Origin of the sequence: Janibacter sp. RAF52, assembly GCF_052114035.1 — a bacterium.
In the GTDB taxonomy this organism is placed as follows: Bacteria; Actinomycetota; Actinomycetes; order Actinomycetales; family Dermatophilaceae; genus Janibacter; species Janibacter hoylei.
The window spans coordinates 1-19,244 of record NZ_JBFRDY010000006.1 but is presented as its reverse complement, the minus strand read 5'-3'; the positions used below and the strand labels follow the sequence as shown (position 1 = coordinate 19,244).

The 19,244-nt window shown below is 71.2% G+C and carries 21 protein-coding genes; 12 read left to right on the top strand and 9 right to left on the bottom strand.

The window, feature by feature from the left end; genetic code table 11:
* Positions 1–135: 135 nt before the first annotated feature.
* Genes AB4Y78_RS09300 through AB4Y78_RS09280 form a run of 5 tightly spaced genes read left to right on the top strand, consistent with a single transcriptional unit; the run spans position 136 to position 4,892 of the window.
* On the top strand, positions 136–1,749 hold the full coding sequence (locus AB4Y78_RS09300) for a circularly permuted type 2 ATP-grasp protein (RefSeq protein ID WP_007926167.1): 1,614 nt from the start codon (positions 136–138) through the stop codon (positions 1,747–1,749).
* Positions 1,749–2,672: an alpha-E domain-containing protein gene (locus tag AB4Y78_RS09295; RefSeq protein WP_007926169.1), complete on the top strand. Its 924-nt coding sequence runs from the start codon at positions 1,749–1,751 to the stop codon at positions 2,670–2,672. The genes AB4Y78_RS09300 and AB4Y78_RS09295 overlap by 1 nt, the downstream gene beginning before the upstream one ends.
* The gene (locus AB4Y78_RS09290; RefSeq protein ID WP_007926171.1) at positions 2,669–3,514 is read left to right on the top strand and encodes a transglutaminase family protein; all 846 of its coding nucleotides are present in this window, start codon (positions 2,669–2,671) and stop codon (positions 3,512–3,514) included. The genes AB4Y78_RS09295 and AB4Y78_RS09290 overlap by 4 nt, the downstream gene beginning before the upstream one ends.
* An 11-nt stretch (positions 3,515–3,525) precedes the next feature.
* A complete protein-coding gene (locus AB4Y78_RS09285; RefSeq protein ID WP_441713549.1) occupies positions 3,526–4,104 on the top strand; it encodes a hypothetical protein in 579 nt (192 codons plus the stop codon).
* The gene (locus AB4Y78_RS09280) at positions 4,101–4,892 is read left to right on the top strand and encodes a glycosyltransferase (protein ID WP_441713551.1); all 792 of its coding nucleotides are present in this window, start codon (positions 4,101–4,103) and stop codon (positions 4,890–4,892) included. The genes AB4Y78_RS09285 and AB4Y78_RS09280 overlap by 4 nt, the downstream gene beginning before the upstream one ends.
* Here the strand turns inward: AB4Y78_RS09280 and AB4Y78_RS09275 are convergent.
* Genes AB4Y78_RS09275 through idi form a run of 7 tightly spaced genes read right to left on the bottom strand, consistent with a single transcriptional unit; the run spans position 4,858 to position 10,525 of the window.
* Positions 4,858–5,763: a prenyltransferase gene (locus AB4Y78_RS09275; RefSeq protein WP_441737068.1), complete on the bottom strand. Its 906-nt coding sequence runs from the start codon at positions 5,761–5,763 to the stop codon at positions 4,858–4,860. The two genes, AB4Y78_RS09280 and AB4Y78_RS09275, sit on opposite strands and share 35 nt — an antisense overlap.
* Positions 5,760–6,089, bottom strand: coding sequence for a lycopene cyclase domain-containing protein (locus tag AB4Y78_RS09270; RefSeq protein WP_306513291.1), 330 nt, complete (start codon positions 6,087–6,089; stop codon positions 5,760–5,762). Before AB4Y78_RS09270 ends, AB4Y78_RS09275 begins: the two co-directional genes overlap by 4 nt.
* Positions 6,086–6,412, bottom strand: a complete 327-nt coding sequence (locus AB4Y78_RS09265) for a lycopene cyclase domain-containing protein (RefSeq protein ID WP_441713554.1) — start codon at positions 6,410–6,412, stop codon at positions 6,086–6,088. The genes AB4Y78_RS09270 and AB4Y78_RS09265 overlap by 4 nt, the downstream gene beginning before the upstream one ends.
* Positions 6,413–8,038 (bottom strand): phytoene desaturase family protein, encoded by a 1,626-nt coding sequence (crtI, locus tag AB4Y78_RS09260; protein WP_441713555.1) that lies wholly within the window; start codon positions 8,036–8,038, stop codon positions 6,413–6,415.
* A complete protein-coding gene (locus AB4Y78_RS09255; protein ID WP_441713556.1) occupies positions 8,035–8,919 on the bottom strand; it encodes a phytoene/squalene synthase family protein in 885 nt (294 codons plus the stop codon). The genes crtI and AB4Y78_RS09255 overlap by 4 nt, the downstream gene beginning before the upstream one ends.
* Positions 8,916–9,899, bottom strand: a complete 984-nt coding sequence (locus AB4Y78_RS09250) for a polyprenyl synthetase family protein (RefSeq protein ID WP_441713557.1) — start codon at positions 9,897–9,899, stop codon at positions 8,916–8,918. The genes AB4Y78_RS09255 and AB4Y78_RS09250 overlap by 4 nt, the downstream gene beginning before the upstream one ends.
* A gap of 56 nt (positions 9,900–9,955) precedes the next feature.
* A complete protein-coding gene (gene idi, locus AB4Y78_RS09245) occupies positions 9,956–10,525 on the bottom strand; it encodes an isopentenyl-diphosphate Delta-isomerase (RefSeq protein WP_441713558.1) in 570 nt (189 codons plus the stop codon).
* 96 nt (positions 10,526–10,621) lie between these two features.
* Between idi and miaB the strand changes: the two genes are divergently transcribed.
* Positions 10,622–12,160 carry a tRNA (N6-isopentenyl adenosine(37)-C2)-methylthiotransferase MiaB gene (gene miaB / locus AB4Y78_RS09240; protein ID WP_441713559.1) on the top strand — a complete coding sequence of 513 codons (1,539 nt, stop codon included), beginning with the start codon at positions 10,622–10,624 and terminating at the stop codon, positions 12,158–12,160.
* Positions 12,161–12,233: 73 nt separating this feature from the next.
* On the opposite strand, the gene AB4Y78_RS09235 is transcribed toward miaB, so the two are convergent.
* On the bottom strand, positions 12,234–12,413 hold the full coding sequence (locus tag AB4Y78_RS09235) for an Rv0909 family putative TA system antitoxin (protein WP_040880908.1): 180 nt from the start codon (positions 12,411–12,413) through the stop codon (positions 12,234–12,236).
* 189 nt (positions 12,414–12,602) lie between these two features.
* Here AB4Y78_RS09235 and AB4Y78_RS09230 point away from each other — a divergent pair, with 189 nt between their 5' ends.
* The 6 genes from AB4Y78_RS09230 (at position 12,603) to AB4Y78_RS09205 (ending at position 18,513) form a co-directional block, all read left to right on the top strand.
* Positions 12,603–13,142: a YceI family protein gene (locus tag AB4Y78_RS09230; RefSeq protein ID WP_441713560.1), complete on the top strand. Its 540-nt coding sequence runs from the start codon at positions 12,603–12,605 to the stop codon at positions 13,140–13,142.
* 121 nt (positions 13,143–13,263) lie between these two features.
* Positions 13,264–13,860, top strand: coding sequence for a peptide deformylase (gene def / locus AB4Y78_RS09225; RefSeq protein ID WP_441713561.1), 597 nt, complete (start codon positions 13,264–13,266; stop codon positions 13,858–13,860).
* Complete coding sequence (gene miaA, locus AB4Y78_RS09220; protein ID WP_441713562.1) at positions 13,857–14,780, top strand: tRNA (adenosine(37)-N6)-dimethylallyltransferase MiaA; 924 nt, start codon at positions 13,857–13,859, stop codon at positions 14,778–14,780. The genes def and miaA overlap by 4 nt, the downstream gene beginning before the upstream one ends.
* Positions 14,777–15,646 carry a diaminopimelate epimerase gene (gene dapF, locus AB4Y78_RS09215; protein WP_441713563.1) on the top strand — a complete coding sequence of 290 codons (870 nt, stop codon included), beginning with the start codon at positions 14,777–14,779 and terminating at the stop codon, positions 15,644–15,646. Before miaA ends, dapF begins: the two co-directional genes overlap by 4 nt.
* A 61-nt stretch (positions 15,647–15,707) precedes the next feature.
* Positions 15,708–17,561 (top strand): gamma-glutamyltransferase, encoded by a 1,854-nt coding sequence (ggt, locus tag AB4Y78_RS09210; protein WP_441713564.1) that lies wholly within the window; start codon positions 15,708–15,710, stop codon positions 17,559–17,561.
* Between the two features lie 49 nt (positions 17,562–17,610).
* Positions 17,611–18,513 carry a hypothetical protein gene (locus AB4Y78_RS09205; protein ID WP_441713565.1) on the top strand — a complete coding sequence of 301 codons (903 nt, stop codon included), beginning with the start codon at positions 17,611–17,613 and terminating at the stop codon, positions 18,511–18,513.
* Here the strand turns inward: AB4Y78_RS09205 and AB4Y78_RS09200 are convergent.
* Positions 18,476–19,096, bottom strand: a complete 621-nt coding sequence (locus AB4Y78_RS09200; RefSeq protein WP_282070781.1) for a class I SAM-dependent methyltransferase — start codon at positions 19,094–19,096, stop codon at positions 18,476–18,478. The genes AB4Y78_RS09205 and AB4Y78_RS09200 overlap by 38 nt on opposite strands.
* Positions 19,097–19,244 lie beyond the last annotated feature (148 nt).

Genomic DNA, 19,244 nt, shown 5'->3' with positions numbered 1-19,244 from the left:
GTCGCAGAGCCCTGCCGAAAGAGGCCTCGGGCGGGAAACCTTGCGGCAACCTCCCGGCCCTATGGTGTGGGGGTGACCCAGGTACAACGACAGTCCCAGGGCCGCGGGAACCCCGCGACCGCCGAGGGGCCGAGCATGTTCGACGACTACCCGACCGGGGACGCGTGGGACGAGATGTTCGACCACGGATCGGGAGAGCCCCGCGCTCCGTACAAGCCGATCCACCACACGCTGCGCGCGATGGACCCGGAGAGCCTCGAGGAGCGCGCCGATGCGCTCGCCCGGATGTTCCTCGACCAAGGCGTGACCTTCGACCACGCCGGGGAGGAGCGCCCCTTCCCGCTCGACGCCGTGCCGCGCGTCATCGACGCGGAGAGCTGGCAGACCGTCGAGCGGGGAGTCGCCCAGCGGGTGCTCGCCCTCGAGTCCTTCCTCGACGACATCTACTCACGCGAAGGGGCTATGCCACGGGCCGTCGAGGACGGCATCATCCCGTGGCGGCTCATCGCGACCTCGAGCCACTTCCACCGCGCCGTGGCCGGTCTGCGCCCCGCCAACGGCGTCCGGGCCCATGTCTCGGGCATCGACCTCATCCGCGACGAGCAGGGCGACTTCCGCGTCCTCGAAGACAACGTCCGGGTGCCGTCCGGCGTCTCCTACGTCATCGCAAACCGGCGTGCCATGGCCAACGTCTTCCCCGAGGCCTTCGCGACGATGCGGATCCGCCCGGTCCACCACTACCCGCGCATCCTGCTCGACGCGCTCCGTGCGGCTGCTCCCGAGGGCCGCACCGACCCGACCGTCGTGGTGCTCACCCCCGGCGTCTACAACAGCGCGTACTTCGAGCACACGCTCCTCGCGCGGATGATGGGTGTCGAGCTCGTCGAGGGTCGTGACCTTGTCGTCCGCGGCGGCGAGGTCCGGATGCGCACGACGCGCGGCGAGGAGCGGGTCGACGTCATCTACCGCCGGGTGGACGACGACTTCCTCGACCCGGTGCACTTCCGTCGCGACTCGATGCTCGGGGTGACCGGTCTCATCTCCGCCGTCCGGGCGGGTCGGGTCACCCTGGCCAACGCCATCGGCAACGGCGTCGCCGACGACAAGCTCGTCTACTCGTACGTGCCTGACCTCATCCGCTACTACCTCGACGAGGAGCCGATCCTCCACGGTGTCGACACCTACCGCTGCAACGAGCCCGAGGCCCTCCAGGAGGTCTTCTCCCGCCTCGACGAGATGGTCGTCAAGCCGGTCGACGGCTCAGGCGGCAAGGGCCTGGTCATCGGACCGAAGGCGAGCGGCGAGGAGCTCGACGAGCTGCGCGCCAACCTCGAGCGGGACCCGCGGGGCTGGATCGCCCAGCCCGTCGTCCAGCTCTCCACCGTGCCGACGCTCATCGACGGGCAGCTGCGCCCTCGGCACGTCGACCTGCGCCCCTTCGCCGTCAACGACGGGGACCAGGTGACGGTGCTGCCCGGCGGGCTGACCCGGGTCGCGCTGCCCGAGGGGCAGCTCGTCGTCAACTCCAGCCAGGGCGGTGGCTCGAAGGACACGTGGGTGCTCGCCGGCCGCTACGCCAAGGTCCCGACGAGCGGCGATGAGGTCATCCTCCTCGGCACGAACCGTCCGATGCCGAGCGACGACAGCGCGCCGCCCACCGAGCTGCTCGACTCCGAGACCGAACCGGGGGGCACCTCGCCACCGCAGGCGGTCCCGGACCATGACTCGACGGCAGGCGAGGAGGCCTGATGCTCAGCCGGATCGCGGACTCGCTCTTCTGGATCGGCCGGTACATCGAGCGCGCCGACGGCACCGCGCGCATGGTCGACGTGCTGCGGCTTTCGCTCATCGAGGACCCGGGGCAGGACGTGAACTACACCTCGTGGATGCTTCTCGGCGGGATCATGGGGCTCGACGACGTCAGCCCCGATGTCACCTACGCCGACGTGGCCAGCCGGCTCGTCTTCGACGCGGACAACCCGAGCGCCATCTCCGGCTCATGGCTGGCCGCGCGGGAGAATGCCCGCCGGGCCCGGGAGACCCTCTCTACCGAGCTGTGGGAGGTCATCAACACCTCCTGGCACCGGTGGAACGGCCTCGGGGCGCAGACCGCGACCCAGCAGCACCTCGGCTGGGTCACCGAGCGCGCCGCCCTCGTCGCCGGCATCGCCGACTCGACGATGAGCCACGACGAGGCGTGGGACTTCCTCAGCCTCGGGCGGTCGCTCGAGCGTGCCGACATGACGGCTCGGATCGTGGCGACCGGCGCGATCGACGGCGGCCCGAACTGGGGCGTCGTCCTCGCGAGCTGTGGTGCCCAGCAGGCGATGCTGCGCACCATGCGGGGTGTCATCACCGACCGCACCGCTGCGGCCTTCCTCTCGCTGGACCGTCGCTTCCCGCGCTCGGTCCTCGCGTCCCTGCGTGAGGCCGAGGAGCGGCTGACGACCCTCTCGCCGGACACCGACCGCGTGGGCTTCTCCGACGAGGCCCGCCGCATCCTCGGCCAGACCCGCACCCAGCTCGAGTACGCCGACCCGGACGACGTCCTGGACGACCTGCCCGCGATGATGGGTCTGGTCCAGGAGTCGGTCACCCAGGCATCGGACGCGATCGGGGCCCGCTACTTCATGTCGGGCCCGGTCCAGGAGTGGACGGGGGAGATCCTGTGAGTACCCGACGGCACCGCATCGTGCACCGGACGGTCATGCGCTACGACGGCGACGTCGTCGCCTCGCACAACGAGCTGCGGATGACGCCGCTGAGCGAGCCCGGGCAGACCACGCTCGAGGCGCGGATCCGGGTACGCCCGCACTCGTGGAGCAACGTCTACACCGACCACTGGGGCACCCAGGTCATGGCGGTCGAGTCCCAGGGCGCGCACGACACCCTCGAGATCGAGGCGATGTCGACCGTCGAGCGCGCGCAGACGGTCGCGGAGGCGAGCGGCACCGGCTGGGATGCGCTGGCCAACGAGCAGACCCGTGACCTGCTGAGCGAGCTCGTCACCGCGACACCGCGCACGACGACCACCGAGGAGCTGACGAAGATCGCGCAGGCGGCTCGCGACGAGCGGACCCCACGGGCTGCTGCCCAGGCGATCTCGACGCAGGTCCACGAGCGGATGAGCTACGCCAAGGGCGTCACGGAGGTCTCCGACACCGCCGAGGACGCCTGGGCCAAGGGACAGGGCGTGTGCCAGGACTTCGCGCACATCACCCTCGCGGCGCTGCGCTGCATCGGCATCCCCTCCCGGTACGTCTCCGGCTACGTCGCGAGCGAGCCCGACCTCGAGCGCGGCCAGTCCTGCCCCGGCGAGTCGCACGCCTGGATCGAGATCTGGGACGGCGCGTGGATGCCCTACGACCCGACGAACCTCGCGCCCGTGGGGCTCGACCACGTCGTCGTCGGCCGCGGCCGCGACTACGACGACGTCGCGCCCTTCCGGGGGATGTATGCCGGACCCGAGCTCTCCGAGCTCGACGTCGAGATCACCTTCACCCGGGTCAGCTGAGGGGCCGGCGGTTGCCCCTGGATGCGCCGCGACGGCAGAGCCAGCGGGACCCGCTCCGCCCGGTCGCCACGGATCTCCTACGCCTCGCGGCGGCCCTGAGCGTGGTGCTCGGCACGCTCGGCTGGGGATTCATCGGCTTCGCGCTCTTCATGCTCGTGCTCGGAGGCTCGATGCTCCCCCGCACCCTGGGGACCCCCGCGCCGCTCGATCTCTCCTACTGCGCAACGATCCTCGTCGGCGCCTGGGCCGCGATGCTCGACTGGTACCTCGCCGTCAGCTGGCTCGATGTCGTCGTGCATGCCGCACTGACCGGCCTCGTCGGCGCGATCGGCTACGCCGCGCTCGAGCGGCTCGGGCTCTTCGGTGAGGGCATGACTCGGCTGGGGGTCGTCGTCGTGAGCAGCACCCTGGCCACGACCCTCGCCCTCCTCTGGGAGATGGGTGAGTGGTTCGGGCACACCGTCCTCGACGACCGCATCCAGGTGGGGTACGAGGACACGCTTGGCGATCTCGGGGCCGGGGTGGTCGGGGCGGTCGTCGCCGCGGTCCTGCTCGCCCTGAGTAGACCTGAGCCCGAGGGGTCCGGATGAGAGCCCCCGCCGGGCACGGCCTGCCGAGCGTCTCCGTCGTCATCCCGGCTCGCGACGACGCCGTGGCCCTGCGCACCTGTCTGACCTTGCTCGCCCGCCAGCATGTGCCGCCGCTCGAGGTCGTCGTCGTCGACAACGGCTCCCGCGACGACACGGCAGCAGTCGCACGGGCGCACGGAGCGACGGTGATGCACGAGCCACGGGTCGGAATCCCCCCTTCTGCGGCAACTGGCTACGACGCTGCCCGCGGCGAGGTGATCGCCCGTCTCGACGCCGACTCCCGTCCCGGCCCGGGCTGGGTCGAGGGGGTCGCCCGGGCCATGGCCGACCCTGCGGTGAGCGCCGTGACCGGCACCGGCACCTTCTACGACCTGCCCCGCCCATTCGGGCCGCCGGTGGCTGCGCTGTACCTCGGTGCGTACTACGTCCTGAGCTACCTCGCGCTCGCCCAGACCGCGCTGTGGGGCTCGAGCATGGCCGTTCGCCGCAGCACCTGGCTCGCCGTCCGCCACGAGGTGCACCGCGAGGATCCCGAGGTGCACGACGACATGGACCTCGCCTTCGTCCTCGGACCGGGCCGAAGGGTGCGGCTGGCGCGCGGCCTGCACGTCGGGGTCTCGGCCCGGTCGCTGCGTGGGGCCGCGCAGGTACGTCGGCGCTTCGCACGGGCTGTGCGGACCCTCGAGCTCAACTGGCAGGTGCACCCGCCGTGGCTGCGGTGGCGCGACCGCATCGAGCGGGCGCGTCTCGAGGTCAGCGACCGGGCAGGCCGATCGTCGCGACGATGATCAGCTGGATGAGCAGAAAGCCGGTGAGATAGTTGAGCCAGAGGAAGCGTCGCCAGCCTGCGTGCGCGCGCTCGCACTCAGCGTCTTCGAGCCTTAGGTACGGCACGACGTTGGCGAGGTACGGCAGGACGAGGGCCGCAGCGAGCGTGCTCGGCCAAGGCAGGGCCAGCAGGAGCAGCCCGCTGACGAGGTAGGCGAGCAGGGCGAAGCCGGTCGTGCGCCGCGCCCCCAGGACGGTGCCGATCGAGGCGATGCCGCCTGCCCGGTCGGCCTCGATGTCCTGCACCGCGCCGAAGGCGTGCGACCCGACCCCCCAGGCGAAGAACCCGGCGAGCGCGGCGAGGGTGACCGGATCGAGGGTGCCACCGGCCAGCGCGATGCCGAGGACGGCAGGGCTGACGAAGTGGGTGCTCGACGTCAACGAGTCGAGGACGGGCCGCTCCTTGAAACGCAGCCCTGGGGCTGAGTACGCGACGAGTGCGAAGACGCTCACCGCGAGGACGAGCGTCGAGCGGAGATCGCCGAGGAGGACAAGCGCGACGACGAAGGGCAGGTTCGACACCACCACCGACCACAGGGTGGCCCGGTGCAGGGAACGATCGAGGACGACCCCTTCGACTCCTCCCTTGCGGGGGTTGCGGATGTCCGACTCGTAGTCGAAGACATCGTTCACCCCGTACATGAGCAGGTTGTAGGGCACGAGGCACCACAGCGTCCCGACGACCCACGCGAGGTCCATCCGCCCGCCGGTGAGCAGGTAGGCGACGGCGAAGGGGTAGGCCGTGTTGACCCACGACAGCGGCCGGGAGGACGCGAGGACGTGGGCGAAGGGAGACGACTGAGCCGACCGCTGCTGCGCTGCGGCGTTCATCGCCGGGCTCCGCGGGTGGCTCGTGGGTGGTCGAGATCGAGGAGGAGCGTGAGCGCGGGCAGGGTGGCAGCGGCCGCGACCGGCCACGCGAGGTCCTCGAGCGGTGCGAGGCCGATGCGTATGCCGGAGAGCTGGGCCTCGTCGAAGCGGAAGAGGTCGGCGGCGATCATGAGGTTGTCGAAGATCACGGTGAGCACGACGAGCGCCAGCGCCGTCGCAGCGGTCGCGAGCCACCAGCGCCGGTCGGGTCGGCGCAGCACGGCGGCGGCGACGAGGACGAGCGCCGCGGCGGCGAGGAAGCAGACGGCCAGGCCGGCGTAGGTCATGAGGGCACCTCGCCGCGGGGGATCAGGCTCGAGAAGAGCCCGTGGAGCACGCACGTGAGGTAGCTGAGGAAGACGATGAAGAAGATCTCCTCGACGGGGAGCTCGGGCAGCAGCTCGATGCCGGTCATCGCGGGCGACTCGCCACGCACGTACATGCCCGACTCGATCGCCACGAGGTCCCACACGAGGAAGAGCAATGAGCCTGCTGCGACGACGGCGAGGGTGCGGGCGGGCCGGTCGAAGAGGGCGAGGCGCCACCGGTGGTCGACGAGACCCATGCAGACCGTGGAGACCACGACGAAGCCGAGGTAGAGCAGACCCACTCAGCCCACCTCGACATCGCCGGTCGGGGTGACGCTCGGCCCGCTCGAGGTATCGCCCCTCAGTCGCTTGAGCACGAGCTCGGCGCTGATGAGACACATCGGCAGCCCGATGCCGGGGCGGGTCGAGTAGCCCGCGTAGTAGAGCCCGTCGACCTTCTTCGAGACGTTGTCCGCGCGGAAGAAGGCGCTCTGGCGCAGGACATGTCCTGGTCCGAGCATGCTCCCGGAGAAGGACGACAGGTCCCGCACGAAGTCCTCCGGCCCGACGGTGCGCCGGACCTCGACGCGCTCGGCAAGGTCCGGCACGCCCGCCCACGCAGCGATCTGATCGATGGCGGCGTCCACCGTTCGCTCCACCACGGGGTCACCGGCGCCGTCCGTGCCGCCCTGGCCGATCGTGGGGTCTGCGGGGACAGGGACGAGGACGAAAAGGTTCTCCTTGCTGGCGGGGGCGACGGTGCTGTCGCTCGCCGACGGCCGGCACACGTAGATCGAGGCCGGGTCGGGCACCCGGGGCTCAGGGCCGAGGATGTCGTCGAAGTTGCGCCGCCAGTCGGTGGTGAAGAAGAGCGAGTGGTGGGCGAGCTGCGGCAGCTCGCCGTCGACGCCGAGCATCGCGAGCACACCCCCGGGCCCGGGGTCGACCTGCTCCCACCACGACTGCGGGTAGGTCTGGAGGTGCTCGGGGAGCAGCGCGGTCTCGACGTGGTGCAGGTCGGCCGCCCCGACCACGGCATCGCACGGGAGCTCCTGGGTCTCGCCGTCCGGGCCGGTGACGTCGACGCCGATCACGCGGGCACGCCGACCGCGCGCGGCAGTCGTACGGATAGCGGTCGCGGTCGTGCTCGTCCTCACCCGGACGCCGTGGCGCTCGGCCACCCGCACGAGGGCGTCAACGATCGTCGTGAAGCCCCCTGCCGGGTAGAGCACGCCCTCTGCGAGGTCCATCCAGCTCATGAGGTGGTACATGCTCGGGGCGCGGTCTGGCGAGGTGCCGAGGAAGACAGCGGGGTAGCCGAGGATCTGACGCAGCCGTGCGTCGTCGAAGCGGGTGGCGATGTGGGACTCGAGTGAACGAGTCAGCAGGCTCGAGAGGCGGGGCCCGTTGCGCAGCACGTCGGCGTTGAGCAGCGAGCCGCTGGAATCGAAGCTCGTGTAGAGGAAGCGGTCGACGGCGAGCTCGTACACGTGGCGCGCGGAGTCGAGGTAGTCCGACAGCGCCGACCCAGCACTGGGCTCGAGGGACTCGAACAGCGCCTCGTTGGCCGCCCTGGTCGCCTGCACGTCGACCGGCTCGTCGTCATGCTCGAAGAAGACCCGGTAGCCCGGGTCGAGCCGGACGAGGTCGAGCTCGGAGTCGACGGAGGTGCCGAGCATCTCGAAGAAGTGGGCGAAGACCTCGGGCATGAGGTACCACGACGGCCCGGTGTCGAAGCGGTAGCCCTCGTGCTCCCACAACCCCGCCCGGCCGCCGGGACGCTCCGAGCGCTCGACGAGATCCACCTGCCAGCCGTCGGCGGCGAGCAGCGCCGATGTGGCCAGACCGCTCACCCCGCCACCGATGACGCAGACGGTCCCGGGCTCGCGCGGCTGACTGGTCCGACCGGTCCAGCGCAGGGGCCTCATCGTCGGCCTCGAACGACGCTGTCGAGCACGATTGCGGCCTTGCGGGGGCCCGGCACCCGGACCCGCTCGTGGCGCAGCCGCTCCACGGGGGTCTCGCGCAGTCGGCCAGACAGCTCGGCGAAGAGCCGGTGCGCCACCCGGACTGCACGTCGGCTGCTCGGCGGCAGCTGCTCGACGGCGGCGGCAGCGAGGGCGAGATCGTTGTCGAGGTCGTCGAGGAGCCGGTCACGGTCGGCGTCGTCGATGCGGTGCGGGTCGACGCCCGGGAAGTAGCGGCGACCGAGCTCGTCGCGGTCGGCGGCGATGTCTCGCAAGAAGTTCACCTTCTGGAAGGCGGCCCCGAGGCGTAGAGCCCCCGGGGCGAGCCGGTCGTAGCTGGCCTGGGCGTCGGCCTCGTCGGCGAGGAAGGCGCGCAGGCACATGAGACCGACGACCTCGGCCGATCCGTAGACGTACCTCGCGAAGCTTTCCTCGTCGTGGGTGGTGCGAGTGAGGTCGGTGCGCATCGAGGCGAAGAAGGGCTCGACGAGGTCCATGCCGATCCCGCATGCTCGCGCTGTCCGGGCGAAGGCATGGACGACGAGGTCAGAGCTCAGGCCGCGGTCGATCGCGACGCTCACCTCGCGCTCGAGATGGTCGAGCACAGCGCGCTGCTCGTCGGTGGCAACGTCGGGGCGGGGAGCATCGACGATCTCGTCAGCGACCCGGACCAGGGCGTAGATGCTGCGCACGCGCGCCCGGACGGGCTCGGCGAGCAGCCTGCTCGACGCACCGAAGGAGGTCGAGTACCGGGCGATGACGAGCTCGGCCGCGGCCTGGGCGGTCGCGTCGTAGCGGACGTGGGGTGGGGCCTCGTCGCGCTGATGCCTAGCCGGTGTCATGCCATGCCGCCCTCGAGGGAGCCCGCGACCTCGCCCACCCACGTGACGAACTCGGGTGGGAGGCTCAGGTCCTCGGCGAGCGTGGTCGCCTCGCGCAGCTGCTGCGTGGCGAGGTCGTCGACGAAGGAGCGTGATCCGGCAGTCGTGAGGGCGGCCCGGACGTGCTCGACGCCCTGCTCGTCGAGGTCGGGATCACCGAGATGGCGCTCCAGGACAGGCCACGCCGAGGTAGTGCGTGCGTGGACGACGAGCGGTGTGCGCTTGCCCTCGCGCAGGTCACCGGCGATGCCTGGCCTGCCGGTCTGGGCCGGCGTGCCGAAGACTGCGGTGAGGTCGTCGAGCAGCTGGTAGGCCAGGCCGAGGTGCCGCCCGATGCGGCCGAGGCCGTCGACGAGCTGGTCCGGGGAGTCGGCGAGCACGGCGCCGCACTGCATCGGCAGGCTGAAGGAGTACACCGCAGTCTTCTGCTCGGCGACGCTCAGCGCTTCCTGCAGCGTCGGTTCCTCGCAACCGAGCGAGAGGCGGACGTCGGCCAGCTCTCCTGCGGCCGAGACCGCCAGGGTGTGGTCGAAGAGGTCGAGCAGCTGGAGCATCCGCTCACGCGACACGGGCGCCGAGGCCACGGCCCGCATGGCCGCGCCGAGCGCCAGGTCGCCGGTGAGGATCGCCCCGGCGGTGGCGAAGGAGCGGGCCGCAGCCGCCGGGGCGCCGACTCTGAGCGCGTCGGCGTGGAAGCGGCCAGGCGTGCTCAGCCCACCCCGTCGGAGGTCGTCGCCGTCGATGACGTCGTCGTGGACGATGAAGGCGGTGTGCAGCATCTCCACGGCGTCGGCGACCTGGTCGACGGCCGGGCCGGCGTCACCGCCGAGCAGGTCGTGGACCGAACGGACGAGACGAGGGCGGAAGCGCTTGCCGCCGCTGCCTGCCGAGGCCAGAGCGTCCCGCAGGACCTGAGCGTCGCGGAGCTCATACGCCGACACGGCCGCTGCCGGCGATGTGGTCACAGAGGTGGGCTCGGCGTCACGGGTTGCCGACCTCATACGGCCAGGCCGACCTGGTCGAGGGCGCTCCGGCCAGCAGGCAGCTCGTCGAGCTGGAGGACGAGCCACGGGCTGAGCGCCCACGGCGCGACCTCGGCCGTCGTCCTCAGCTCCTGCGGCGTCACCCAGCGGGCCTCGACGGCCTCGTCTCGGTTGAGGCTCGGGTCCGATGTCGTATGGGCGAGCCAGACAGGACAGACCTCGTGCTCGACGGTGCCCGAGGCGTCGACCGCTCGGTAACGGAAGTCTGGGAGCAGGGCCTCGAGGTGGTCCAGCCGCAGCCCGAGCTCGTACTCGGCGTAGCGGTGCACCGCGACCTGGGGGTCCTCGCCCGGGCGAGGGTGCCCGCAGAAGGCGTTCGTCCAGACCCCCGGCCAGGTCCGCTTGTTGAGCGCGCGTCGGGTGAGAAGGAGACGGCCGCTGCCGTCGGTGACGTGGCACGAGAAAGCGAGGTGGAGCGGCGTGCGGTCTGTGTGCACGTCGGCCCGAGGGGCGGTCCCCACGGGACGTGCGTCGTCAGCCAGCAGCACGACCAGATCGGCCGGGTCCTCGTCTGCGGTGCTCATGGTGTCAGCATGTCATCTGAACAACGTGATCTGGACGCCAGTGTCCAGGGTTTTGCGTCACTCCTTGATCTGGCGGGCGACTACCCTTCGACTGACATGAATGCTGCATCCAAGACCTACGACGTGCGCACCCACGGGTGCCAGATGAACGTGCACGACTCCGAGCGCCTCGCGGGGCTGCTCGAGACGGCGGGCTACGTCGACATCGCGAGCCTGCCTGCCGACGACCGGGGCGAGATCGCCGACGTCGTCGTCTTCAACACGTGCGCGGTGCGCGAAAACGCGGACAACAAGCTCTACGGCAACCTCGGCCAGCTGCGCCCGCTCAAGCAGCGCAACCCGGACCTGCAGATCGCGGTCGGGGGCTGCATGGCGCAGAAGGACCGCGCGACGATCGTCGAGCGCGCCCCGTGGGTCGACGTCGTCTTCGGCACGCACAACATCGGCTCGCTGCCGGCCCTGCTCGACCGCGCGCGGCACAACGAGGAGGCCCAGGTCGAGATCCTCGAGTCGCTCGAGACCTTCCCCTCGACCCTCCCGACGCGACGCGACTCCGCCTACTCGGGCTGGACCTCGATCTCCGTCGGCTGCAACAACACGTGCACCTTCTGCATCGTCCCCGCCCTGCGCGGCAAGGAGAAGGACCGCCGGCCGGGCGAGATCCTCGCCGAGCTCGAGGCGCTCGTCTCCCAGGGCGTCATCGAGGTGACCCTCCTGGGGCAGAACGTCAACAGCTACGGCGTCGAGTTCGGTGACCGGCTCGCCTTCGGCAAGCTGCTGCGCGCCTGCGGTGACATCGAGGGGCTGGAGAGGGTCCGCTTCACCAGCCCGCACCCTGCCGCCTTCACCGACGACGTCATCGACGCGATGGCCGAGACGCCCAATGTCATGCCGAGCCTGCACATGCCGCTGCAGTCCGGATCCGACCGGGTGCTCAAGGCGATGCGCCGCAGCTACCGCTCCGAGCGCTTCCTCGGGATCATCGACCGGGTGCGCCAACAGATCCCCGACGCGGCGATCACGACGGACATCATCGTCGGCTTCCCCGGCGAGACCGAGGAGGACTTCGAGGAGACGCTGCGCGTCGTCCGCGAGTCCCGCTTCAGCTCCGCCTTCACCTTCCAGTACTCGATCCGCCCCGGCACCCCGGCGGCGACGATGGACGGCCAGGTGCCCAAGGAGGTCGTCCAGGAGCGCTACGAGCGCCTCGTCGCCCTCCAGGAGGAGATCTCCTGGGCCGGCAACCGCGAGCAGGAGGGCCGCGAGCTCGAGGTGCTCGTCGCGACGGGGGAGGGGCGCAAGGACCGCGAGACCGCCCGGCTCAGCGGGCGCGCCCCCGACAACCGCCTCGTCCACTTCGCGCTCCCGGAGGGGCTGGCCGAGGCCGACCGCCCGCGCCCGGGTGACATGGTCACCGTCGGCGTCACCTACGGCGCCCCGCACCACCTCGTCGCCGACTCCGCGATCACCGGTGGTGTCTTCGCCGTGCGCCGCACAGCCGGTGGCGATGCGTGGGCGGCCCTGCAGGAACAGGGCGCCGAGGGCGCGGTCGCCAAGCCGAGCGTCTCGCTCGGCATGCCGCGCATCGGCGCTCCGGAGACGGTCGAGACGAGCGGCCCCGCCTGCGGGCTCTGACACCCGGGCATGACGAAGGGGGTGGGTCACCGTCGCGGTGACCCACCCCCTTCGACGTGTCAGTGAGGCTGACTCACTCGCCGATCTTGCCGTCGAGGAAGTCCTTGCCCTTGTCGACGTGCTCGGAGCTGGCACCCTTGCCCTCGGCGAACTCGCCGGCCTTGTCCAGCCCCTGGTCGCTGTGCTCCTCGACCTTGTCGCTGTTGTTGCCGAGAGCGTCGGTGGCCTTGCCCTTCAGATCGTCGAACCCCATGGTGTTCTCCTTCTGTTGACGGGTGCCCGGTATCGAGCCGTGGTCCCAGCCAAACACGTGCGCGCGAGCGCTTCAACCGCTGATGTGCCATGATCCAAGTGGTTGAAAGTCCAATAGTTGACACGACAATTAAAAGCATCTAGGGTCTGTCGTGTTCCCGGAACCAACGATCACCACCCAGGAGACATCGTGAGCAACTTCCCCACCGGCACCTACACCATCGACGCCGGCCACTCCGAGGTCGGCTTCGTCGCCCGCCACGCCATGGTCACCAAGGTTCGCGGCTACTTCCGTGAGCTCGAGGGCACGATCACCGTCGCCGACGACTTCACCGCCTCGTCCGCCTCCGCCACGATGCAGGTCGCCTCCGTCGACACTGGCTCCGCCGACCGCGACGGCCACCTGAAGTCGGCCGACTTCTTCGACGCCGAGAACTACCCGACCGTCTCCTTCGTCTCGACCGGCATCAAGGACGTCAAGGGCGAGGAGTTCACCCTCGTCGGCGACCTGACCATCAAGGACGTCACCCGCACCGTCGAGCTCGCCGCCGAGTACGAGGGCACCGCCCAGGACCCCTTCGGCAACGTCCGCGTCGGCTTCACCGCCCGCACCGACGTCGACCGTGAGGACTTCGGTCTGACCTGGAACGCCGCGCTCGAGACCGGTGGCGTCCTAGTCTCGAAGAAGATCACCCTGACCCTCGACATCTCGGCCATCAAGCAGGCCTGAGTCTCGAGCCACACCGTGCGGCGCCTCTGACGCCGCACCCCCCGCGGAGCCGGGGCCGGTCCCCCCTTGCCGGCCCCGGCTCCGTCATGTCGTGGGGGCCGGGCGACATACGATGCGGTCCATGACGATCCACCGCATCACCATCACGGGAGAGCCGGTCCTGCACACCCGCGCAGAGCCGGTCACCGACTTCGACGCGCGGCTGCGCACCCTCGTCGAGGACATGTACGAGACCCAGGAGGCCGCCCACGGCGTCGGCCTGGCCGCCCCCCAGATCGGGCTCGGCCTGCGGATCTTCACCTGGAGCATGGCCAACGACGACGGGGTGCCGAGCCTCGGGCACGTCATCAACCCCTACGTCCGGGCGAGCAAGCCCGCCGCCGGCGAGCCCGACCGCGACCACGAGTCCGAGGGCTGCCTGTCGGTCCCCGGCTACTCCTTCCCCCTGCGTCGGGGGGAGCGGGCCGACGTCACCGGCTACGACTGGGACGGCAACGAGATCGCCTTCTCCGCCACGGGCTGGTTCGCCCGCTGCATGCAGCACGAGTACGACCACCTCAACGGGTTCCTCTACGTCGACCGCCTCGGCGACCGCTGGAAGAAGAAGGCCCGCAAGGCCGTCAAGGCCGAGGGCTGGGGAGTCCCCGGGCACACCTGGCTGCCCGGCGAGGGGCCCGACCCCTTCGGTCACGACGACCCGGACGTCGACGAGGAGTGACCCCGCAGGTCATCGCCGTCGTCGGCGCCACGGCGACGGGCAAGTCCGACCTGGCCCTCGACCTCGCCGAGGAGCTCGGCGGCGAGGTGGTCAACGCCGACGCCATGCAGCTCTACCGCGGCATGGACATCGGGACCAACAAGCTCCCACCGGACGAGCGGCGCGGCATCCCGCACCACCTCCTCGACGTCCTCGACGTCACCGACGAGGCGACCCTCGCCGACTTCCAGCAGCGCGCCGAGGCCGCGGTCGTCGACATCCTCGACCGCGGTCGCGTACCCGTCCTCGCCGGCGGCTCCGGACTCTACGTGCGCGCCGCGCTCGACCACCTCGACATCCCCCCGACGGACCCGCAGGTCCGCGCCCGTCTCGAGGCGGTGGCCGAGGGCGAAGGGGGTGCCGCCGCCCTGCGTCGTCGACTCCAGCAGGTCGACCCCGCAGCAGCCGAGGTCATCGAGCCCAACAACATCCGTCGGATCATCCGGGCCCTCGAGGTCGTCGAGATCACCGGTCGTCCCTTCTCGGCGACGGCACCCACCAAGCGCTACCGACGCCCTTCGCTCGTCATCGGTCTGCGTGACGACTGGACGGCGCTCACCGAGCGCATCGAGCGACGGGCCCGGGCGATGTGGGACGGCGGGCTCCTCGACGAGGTGCGCCGCCTCGACGCCGCCGGCCTGCGCGGTGGCCGCACCGCATCCCGGGCCATCGGCTACGCCCAGGCGCTCGGCGAGCTCGATGGTCGCTGGGGGCGTGAGGAGGCGATCGCCGACACGGCGCGCGCCACCCGCCGCTACGCCCGCCGGCAGGAGTCGTGGTGGCGCCCCGACCCGCGGCCCCGATGGCTCGACGCCACGGCGCCCGACCTCGTGCAGGTGGCGTCGGACCTGGCTCGCCGTCCGACACAATGGACGCCATGACGCTGCGATTCACCAAGGGCCACGGCACCGAAAACGACTTCGTCCTCGTGCCCGACCTCGACGGCGGGCTCGACCTCACCGCCGAGCAGGTCGTCCGCCTCGCCGACCGGCAGGCCGGCATCGGCGGCGACGGCGTCATCCGCGTCGTCCGCACGGCCCACGCTGCCGAGGCCGACGTCCGCGCCCAGGCCGACGAGGCCGAGTGGTTCATGGACTACCGCAATGCCGACGGCTCGCTCGCGCAGATGTGCGGCAACGGCACCCGCGTCTTCGCGACCTGGCTGCGGCGAGAGGGGCTCGTCGGCAACGACTTCGCCATCGCGACACGAGCGGGTGTGCGGCGCATCCGCTTCGAGGGCGACGACGTCGTGACCCACATGGGCACGTGGCGCTTCGTCGACGAGGCCAAGGCGCAGGAGCAGGGCTTCGACGCGCTCGTGCACGTCGAGGAGGCCGAGGACATCACCGAGCCCTACTCCGCGCTCTCGCTCGACCTCGGCAACCCGCACACCGTCGTGGCCCTGCCGGAAAACGTCAACCTCAACGGACTGCGTCTGCGGCGTCCGCCCGCCGTCAACCCCGTCCCGCCGGAGGGGAGCAATGTCGAGTTCGTCCGTGTGCTCGGACCGGGGCACATCTCGATGCGGGTCCACGAGCGCGGCGTCGGGGAGACCCGCTCCTGCGGCACCGGCGTCTGCGCGGCGGCCATCGGCACCGCCTTCTGGTCCGGCGACGCGGACTCGACCGGCACGATGACCGTCGAGGTCCCCGGCGGCACCCTGCGGGTGCGGCTCCTGCCCGGCCGGGAGGTCGAGCTCGCCGGCCCTGCGGTGCTCGTCGCGGACGGGACGACCGAGCTCGTCTGAGGGGACCCCTTCGCCCCGCCTCGACATGCGAGTGACGGCCATCACACCTAGCGTGGAGGTCATGGGACGAGCGACACGAGTCATCGTCGGGGCACTCACCGCTGGCGGGCTCACCCTCGCCGCGACCGCCGGCGCCACTGCGACCCCCGACGCGAGGCCGGGGCCACCACCGGCGGGCCATGACCTGCCGAAGATGCCCGTGATGCGTGGCAACGGCGGTGCCGTCGCCTCCGTCGACCCGATCGTCAGCCAGATCGGCATCGACATCCTCGAGCGGGGCGGCAATGCCGCCGACGCGGCCATCGGGATGGCCGGGGCGGTCGGCGTCGTCGAGCCCTACAGCTCCGGCCTCGGTGGTGGCGGCTTCTTCGTCCACTACGACGCGAGGACCGGCAAGGTCGAGACGATCGACGGCCGGGAGACCGCGCCCGCGAGCTTCCACGACGAGGTCTTCGTCGGGGACGACGGGCAGGCCATGGACTTCGACACCGTGGTCAACTCCGGTCTCTCCGTAGGGGTCCCGGGCACGCCGGCGACCTGGGAGCTGGCGGCGGAGCGCTACGGCACGAAGTCGCTCAACCAGCTGCTCAAGCCTGCGGAGGACACCGCGCGGCGCGGCTTCGTCGTCGACGAGCCCTTCCACGAGGCGACGGTCGACAACGCCGAGCGCTTCGCCAAGTTCCCCGACACCGCGAAGATCTATCTGCCCGGCTGTGAGCCGATCAAGACCGGCGCGATCCTGCGCAACCCCGACCTCGCCCGCGCCTACCGGCAGATCCGCACCCACGGTGCCGACGCCATGCAGCGCGGCGACATGGGCAAGGCGGTCGTGCGGACCGCGCGCAACCCTCGCACCGCGCCCGGGGTGTCGGTCCCGCGCGGGCAGATGACGATGGCCGACATGCGCGCCTACCGGGCGTTGGTCAAGGAGCCGACGCACAGCGAGCACCGGGGCCTCGACGTCTACGGCATGCCGACCCCGAGCTCCGGCGGCTATGCCGTGAGCGAGATCCTCAACCTGCTCGAGTCCTACGAGGAGCGGACCGGCAAGCGGACCGAAGACCTCTCCGGCGGCGAGTGGGCGCACTGGTTCGCCGAGGCCTCCGCCACGGCCTTCGCCGACCGCAACCGCTACGTCGGCGACGTGCCGGGCGTCCCGGGCGAGGAGCTGCTCTCCCAGGACTTCGCGGACGAGCGCTCGTGCCTCTTCGACGAGGACGCGGCGATGCCCCGTCCCGTCCCCTTCGGCGAGGCGGACGGCTCCTACAGCGACTGCCAGTCCTCGACGGCGACGACGAAGGTGGGGTCCGAGGACCAGCACACGACGTCGCTGACGGCCGTCGACAAGCACGGCAACGCCGTGACCTACACGCTGACGATCGAGCAGTACGGCGGCAGCGGCATGGTCGTGCCCGGTTACGGGTTCTTGCTCAACAACGAGCTCACGGACTTCAACTTCACGCCGGTGACGAAGGGGGTCCCCGACCCCAACCTGCCCGGTCCCGGCAAGCGGCCGCGATCGTCGATGGCCCCGACGATCGTCCTCGAGGACGGCAAGCCGTGGATGACCGCCGGCAGCCCCGGCGGCGCGACGATCATCACGACGGTCGCCCAGCTCGTCTCCGGTGTCGTCGACCGCGACCTGCCGATCGGCGACGCGCTCGCCGCTCCACGGGTGTCCTCGCGCAACGGGAGCTCCACCGAGCTCGAGCCCTCGCTCGCCGGGGGCCCGGTCGGGGACGACATGCGGCGGCGAGGCCACCAGGTCAAGGAGGTCGACCGGCTCGGCAATGCCACCGGCATCCGGGTGCACGACCGACGGGACCTCGAGGCCGCCGCTGAGCCGACCCGCGCCGGAGGTGGGTCGGCCATGGTCGTCGACCCGGACTGGTGGCGGTACTCGAGCAGGCACTGAGGTGGCTCTCGCGGGGCTGCCGAGGTCGGTCGCGGCCTAGGCTCTCGGTGTGGAGCTGCTGCGGGATGTCACGTGCGGCGGCTGGCTGCTCGCCCGGGTGGGTGACTGGGGTCGAGTCGGCGGTGTCGCCGGTGCCGGCTTCGCGGCCTATGCCCGGGTCCTGCACCCGGTCCCCGTGACCCGGCTGGACCTGTCCGACGTCGACACGTGGGGGATGCCGCGCGTGCTCGAGGAGACCCGCTGGCCGTGGGCGGAGGTCGCCTCCCGGCAGGGGCTGACGATGCACCCGCTCGTGCAGTTCAACCGACTGGCCGATCTGCACAGCGGCGTGCAGTTCGCGGACGGGTGGCAGGTCGGTCAGACGTGCGAGGGGTGCTTGGACGTCGACCTGCTCGCCGGGCTGACCGGGCACCTCCGCGAGGCGACGGCGACGCCCGACGACCTCGTCGCCGGGATCTGGGCCGGCTGGGGTGAGCTGTCCGGCTCGGCATCCGTCGTCTACCTCTCGGACGACGCCGGGCTGCAGGGCTGGTGGGCGCGGCGCCGGATGCAGCGGGAGTCCGAGCGGCGGCGTGCGGCCTCGCTCCGGCCCGAGGTGCGTCGAGCCGTGCGGCGCGGGCCGTTCCTGCAGCTGCCCGGGCGCGAGTGTCTGCTCTTCGCGACCTCGTCCGCCGAGCTGGCCGACCCGACATGGCCGGGGCGCGCGGGGATCGGGGTCATGGCAGAGGCGCCCGAGCTCGGCCCGCAGATCATCTGGCCTGCAGGCCGCGAGTGGGTCGTCGCGAGCGAGATCGACTGGGACAGCACGATCGTCGCCGGCTCACGTGAGCTCGTCGACGCGGTCCTCGCGGACGAGCGGTTCGAGGCCTACGAGGTCGACGAGAGCAGTGACCTCACGTGGGAGGGTGACCTGATCAACCCCCCGCGGGCCGGCTGGTCCGCAGGACCCTGAAGCCCTTGCTCGTCGCCGCCCGCTCCGTGGGCAGCCCGAGCTCGTCGGTGATCCAGCGGGCGTACCCGTCGGCGCCGAGGTTCTTGCCGATGACGAGGTGGGCGTCGGCCCCCTGCGTCAGGCGGGGGAGCCAGGTGCCCAGCAGCTCCTGCACCGCGGGCTTGCCGATGCGGATCGGCGGGTTGGACCAGATCGCGGCGAAGGCGAGGTCGGCCGGCACCTCGTCCGGTCGGGCCGTCCGCACATTGGTCAGGCCGAGCGTGGCCGCATTGCGGCGGGTGAGGTCGAGCGCGCGCTCGGTCACGTCGACGGCCCAGACGGTGGCCTCGGGGGAGAGCAGGGCGAGGCTGAGGGCGATGGGCCCCCAGCCGCAACCGATGTCGAGCAGGTCGCCGGCCGCAGGGGGTGCGGGCACCTCGTCGAGCAGGATCGCCGTCGCCTTGTCGACGCCGCCGGGGGAGAAGATGCCGCCGGCCGTCTCCACCGTGACCTCACGGCCGGCGAGGGTGAGCTGCCGCGGGCGGCGCTCGGCGTCGGTCGCGGCCGGGGAGTCGGTGAAGTAGTGCTCGGTCACGGGGATCACCCTAGGTGTTGCGGGGCATGAGGTTGGTGACACCAGGTCGGGTGTAGGGCGGGCAGGTCCCTTGGCGACAAGATGAAGGTGTTCGAAGCCTCATGAGTCGGAAGGAACCTGCCCTATGTCCCACGCTAATGCCCCGTGGACTGCGTGT

Excerpts from the sequence above, each read along its gene's own strand:
- AB4Y78_RS09300 (WP_007926167.1), top strand. The coding sequence starts at position 136 with ATGTTCGACGACTACCCGACCGGGGACGCGTGGGACGAGATGTTCGAC.
- AB4Y78_RS09295 (WP_007926169.1), top strand. The coding sequence starts at position 1,749 with ATGCTCAGCCGGATCGCGGACTCGCTCTTCTGGATCGGCCGGTACATC.
- AB4Y78_RS09280 (WP_441713551.1), top strand. The coding sequence starts at position 4,101 with ATGAGAGCCCCCGCCGGGCACGGCCTGCCGAGCGTCTCCGTCGTCATC.
- AB4Y78_RS09275 (WP_441737068.1), bottom strand. The coding sequence starts at position 5,763 with ATGAACGCCGCAGCGCAGCAGCGGTCGGCTCAGTCGTCTCCCTTCGCC.
- AB4Y78_RS09270 (WP_306513291.1), bottom strand. The coding sequence starts at position 6,089 with ATGACCTACGCCGGCCTGGCCGTCTGCTTCCTCGCCGCCGCGGCGCTC.
- crtI (WP_441713555.1), bottom strand. The coding sequence starts at position 8,038 with ATGAGGCCCCTGCGCTGGACCGGTCGGACCAGTCAGCCGCGCGAGCCC.
- AB4Y78_RS09255 (WP_441713556.1), bottom strand. The coding sequence starts at position 8,919 with ATGACACCGGCTAGGCATCAGCGCGACGAGGCCCCACCCCACGTCCGC.
- idi (WP_441713558.1), bottom strand. The coding sequence starts at position 10,525 with ATGAGCACCGCAGACGAGGACCCGGCCGATCTGGTCGTGCTGCTGGCT.
- miaB (WP_441713559.1), top strand. The coding sequence starts at position 10,622 with ATGAATGCTGCATCCAAGACCTACGACGTGCGCACCCACGGGTGCCAG.
- AB4Y78_RS09235 (WP_040880908.1), bottom strand. The coding sequence starts at position 12,413 with ATGGGGTTCGACGATCTGAAGGGCAAGGCCACCGACGCTCTCGGCAAC.
- def (WP_441713561.1), top strand. The coding sequence starts at position 13,264 with ATGACGATCCACCGCATCACCATCACGGGAGAGCCGGTCCTGCACACC.
- dapF (WP_441713563.1), top strand. The coding sequence starts at position 14,777 with ATGACGCTGCGATTCACCAAGGGCCACGGCACCGAAAACGACTTCGTC.
- ggt (WP_441713564.1), top strand. The coding sequence starts at position 15,708 with ATGGGACGAGCGACACGAGTCATCGTCGGGGCACTCACCGCTGGCGGG.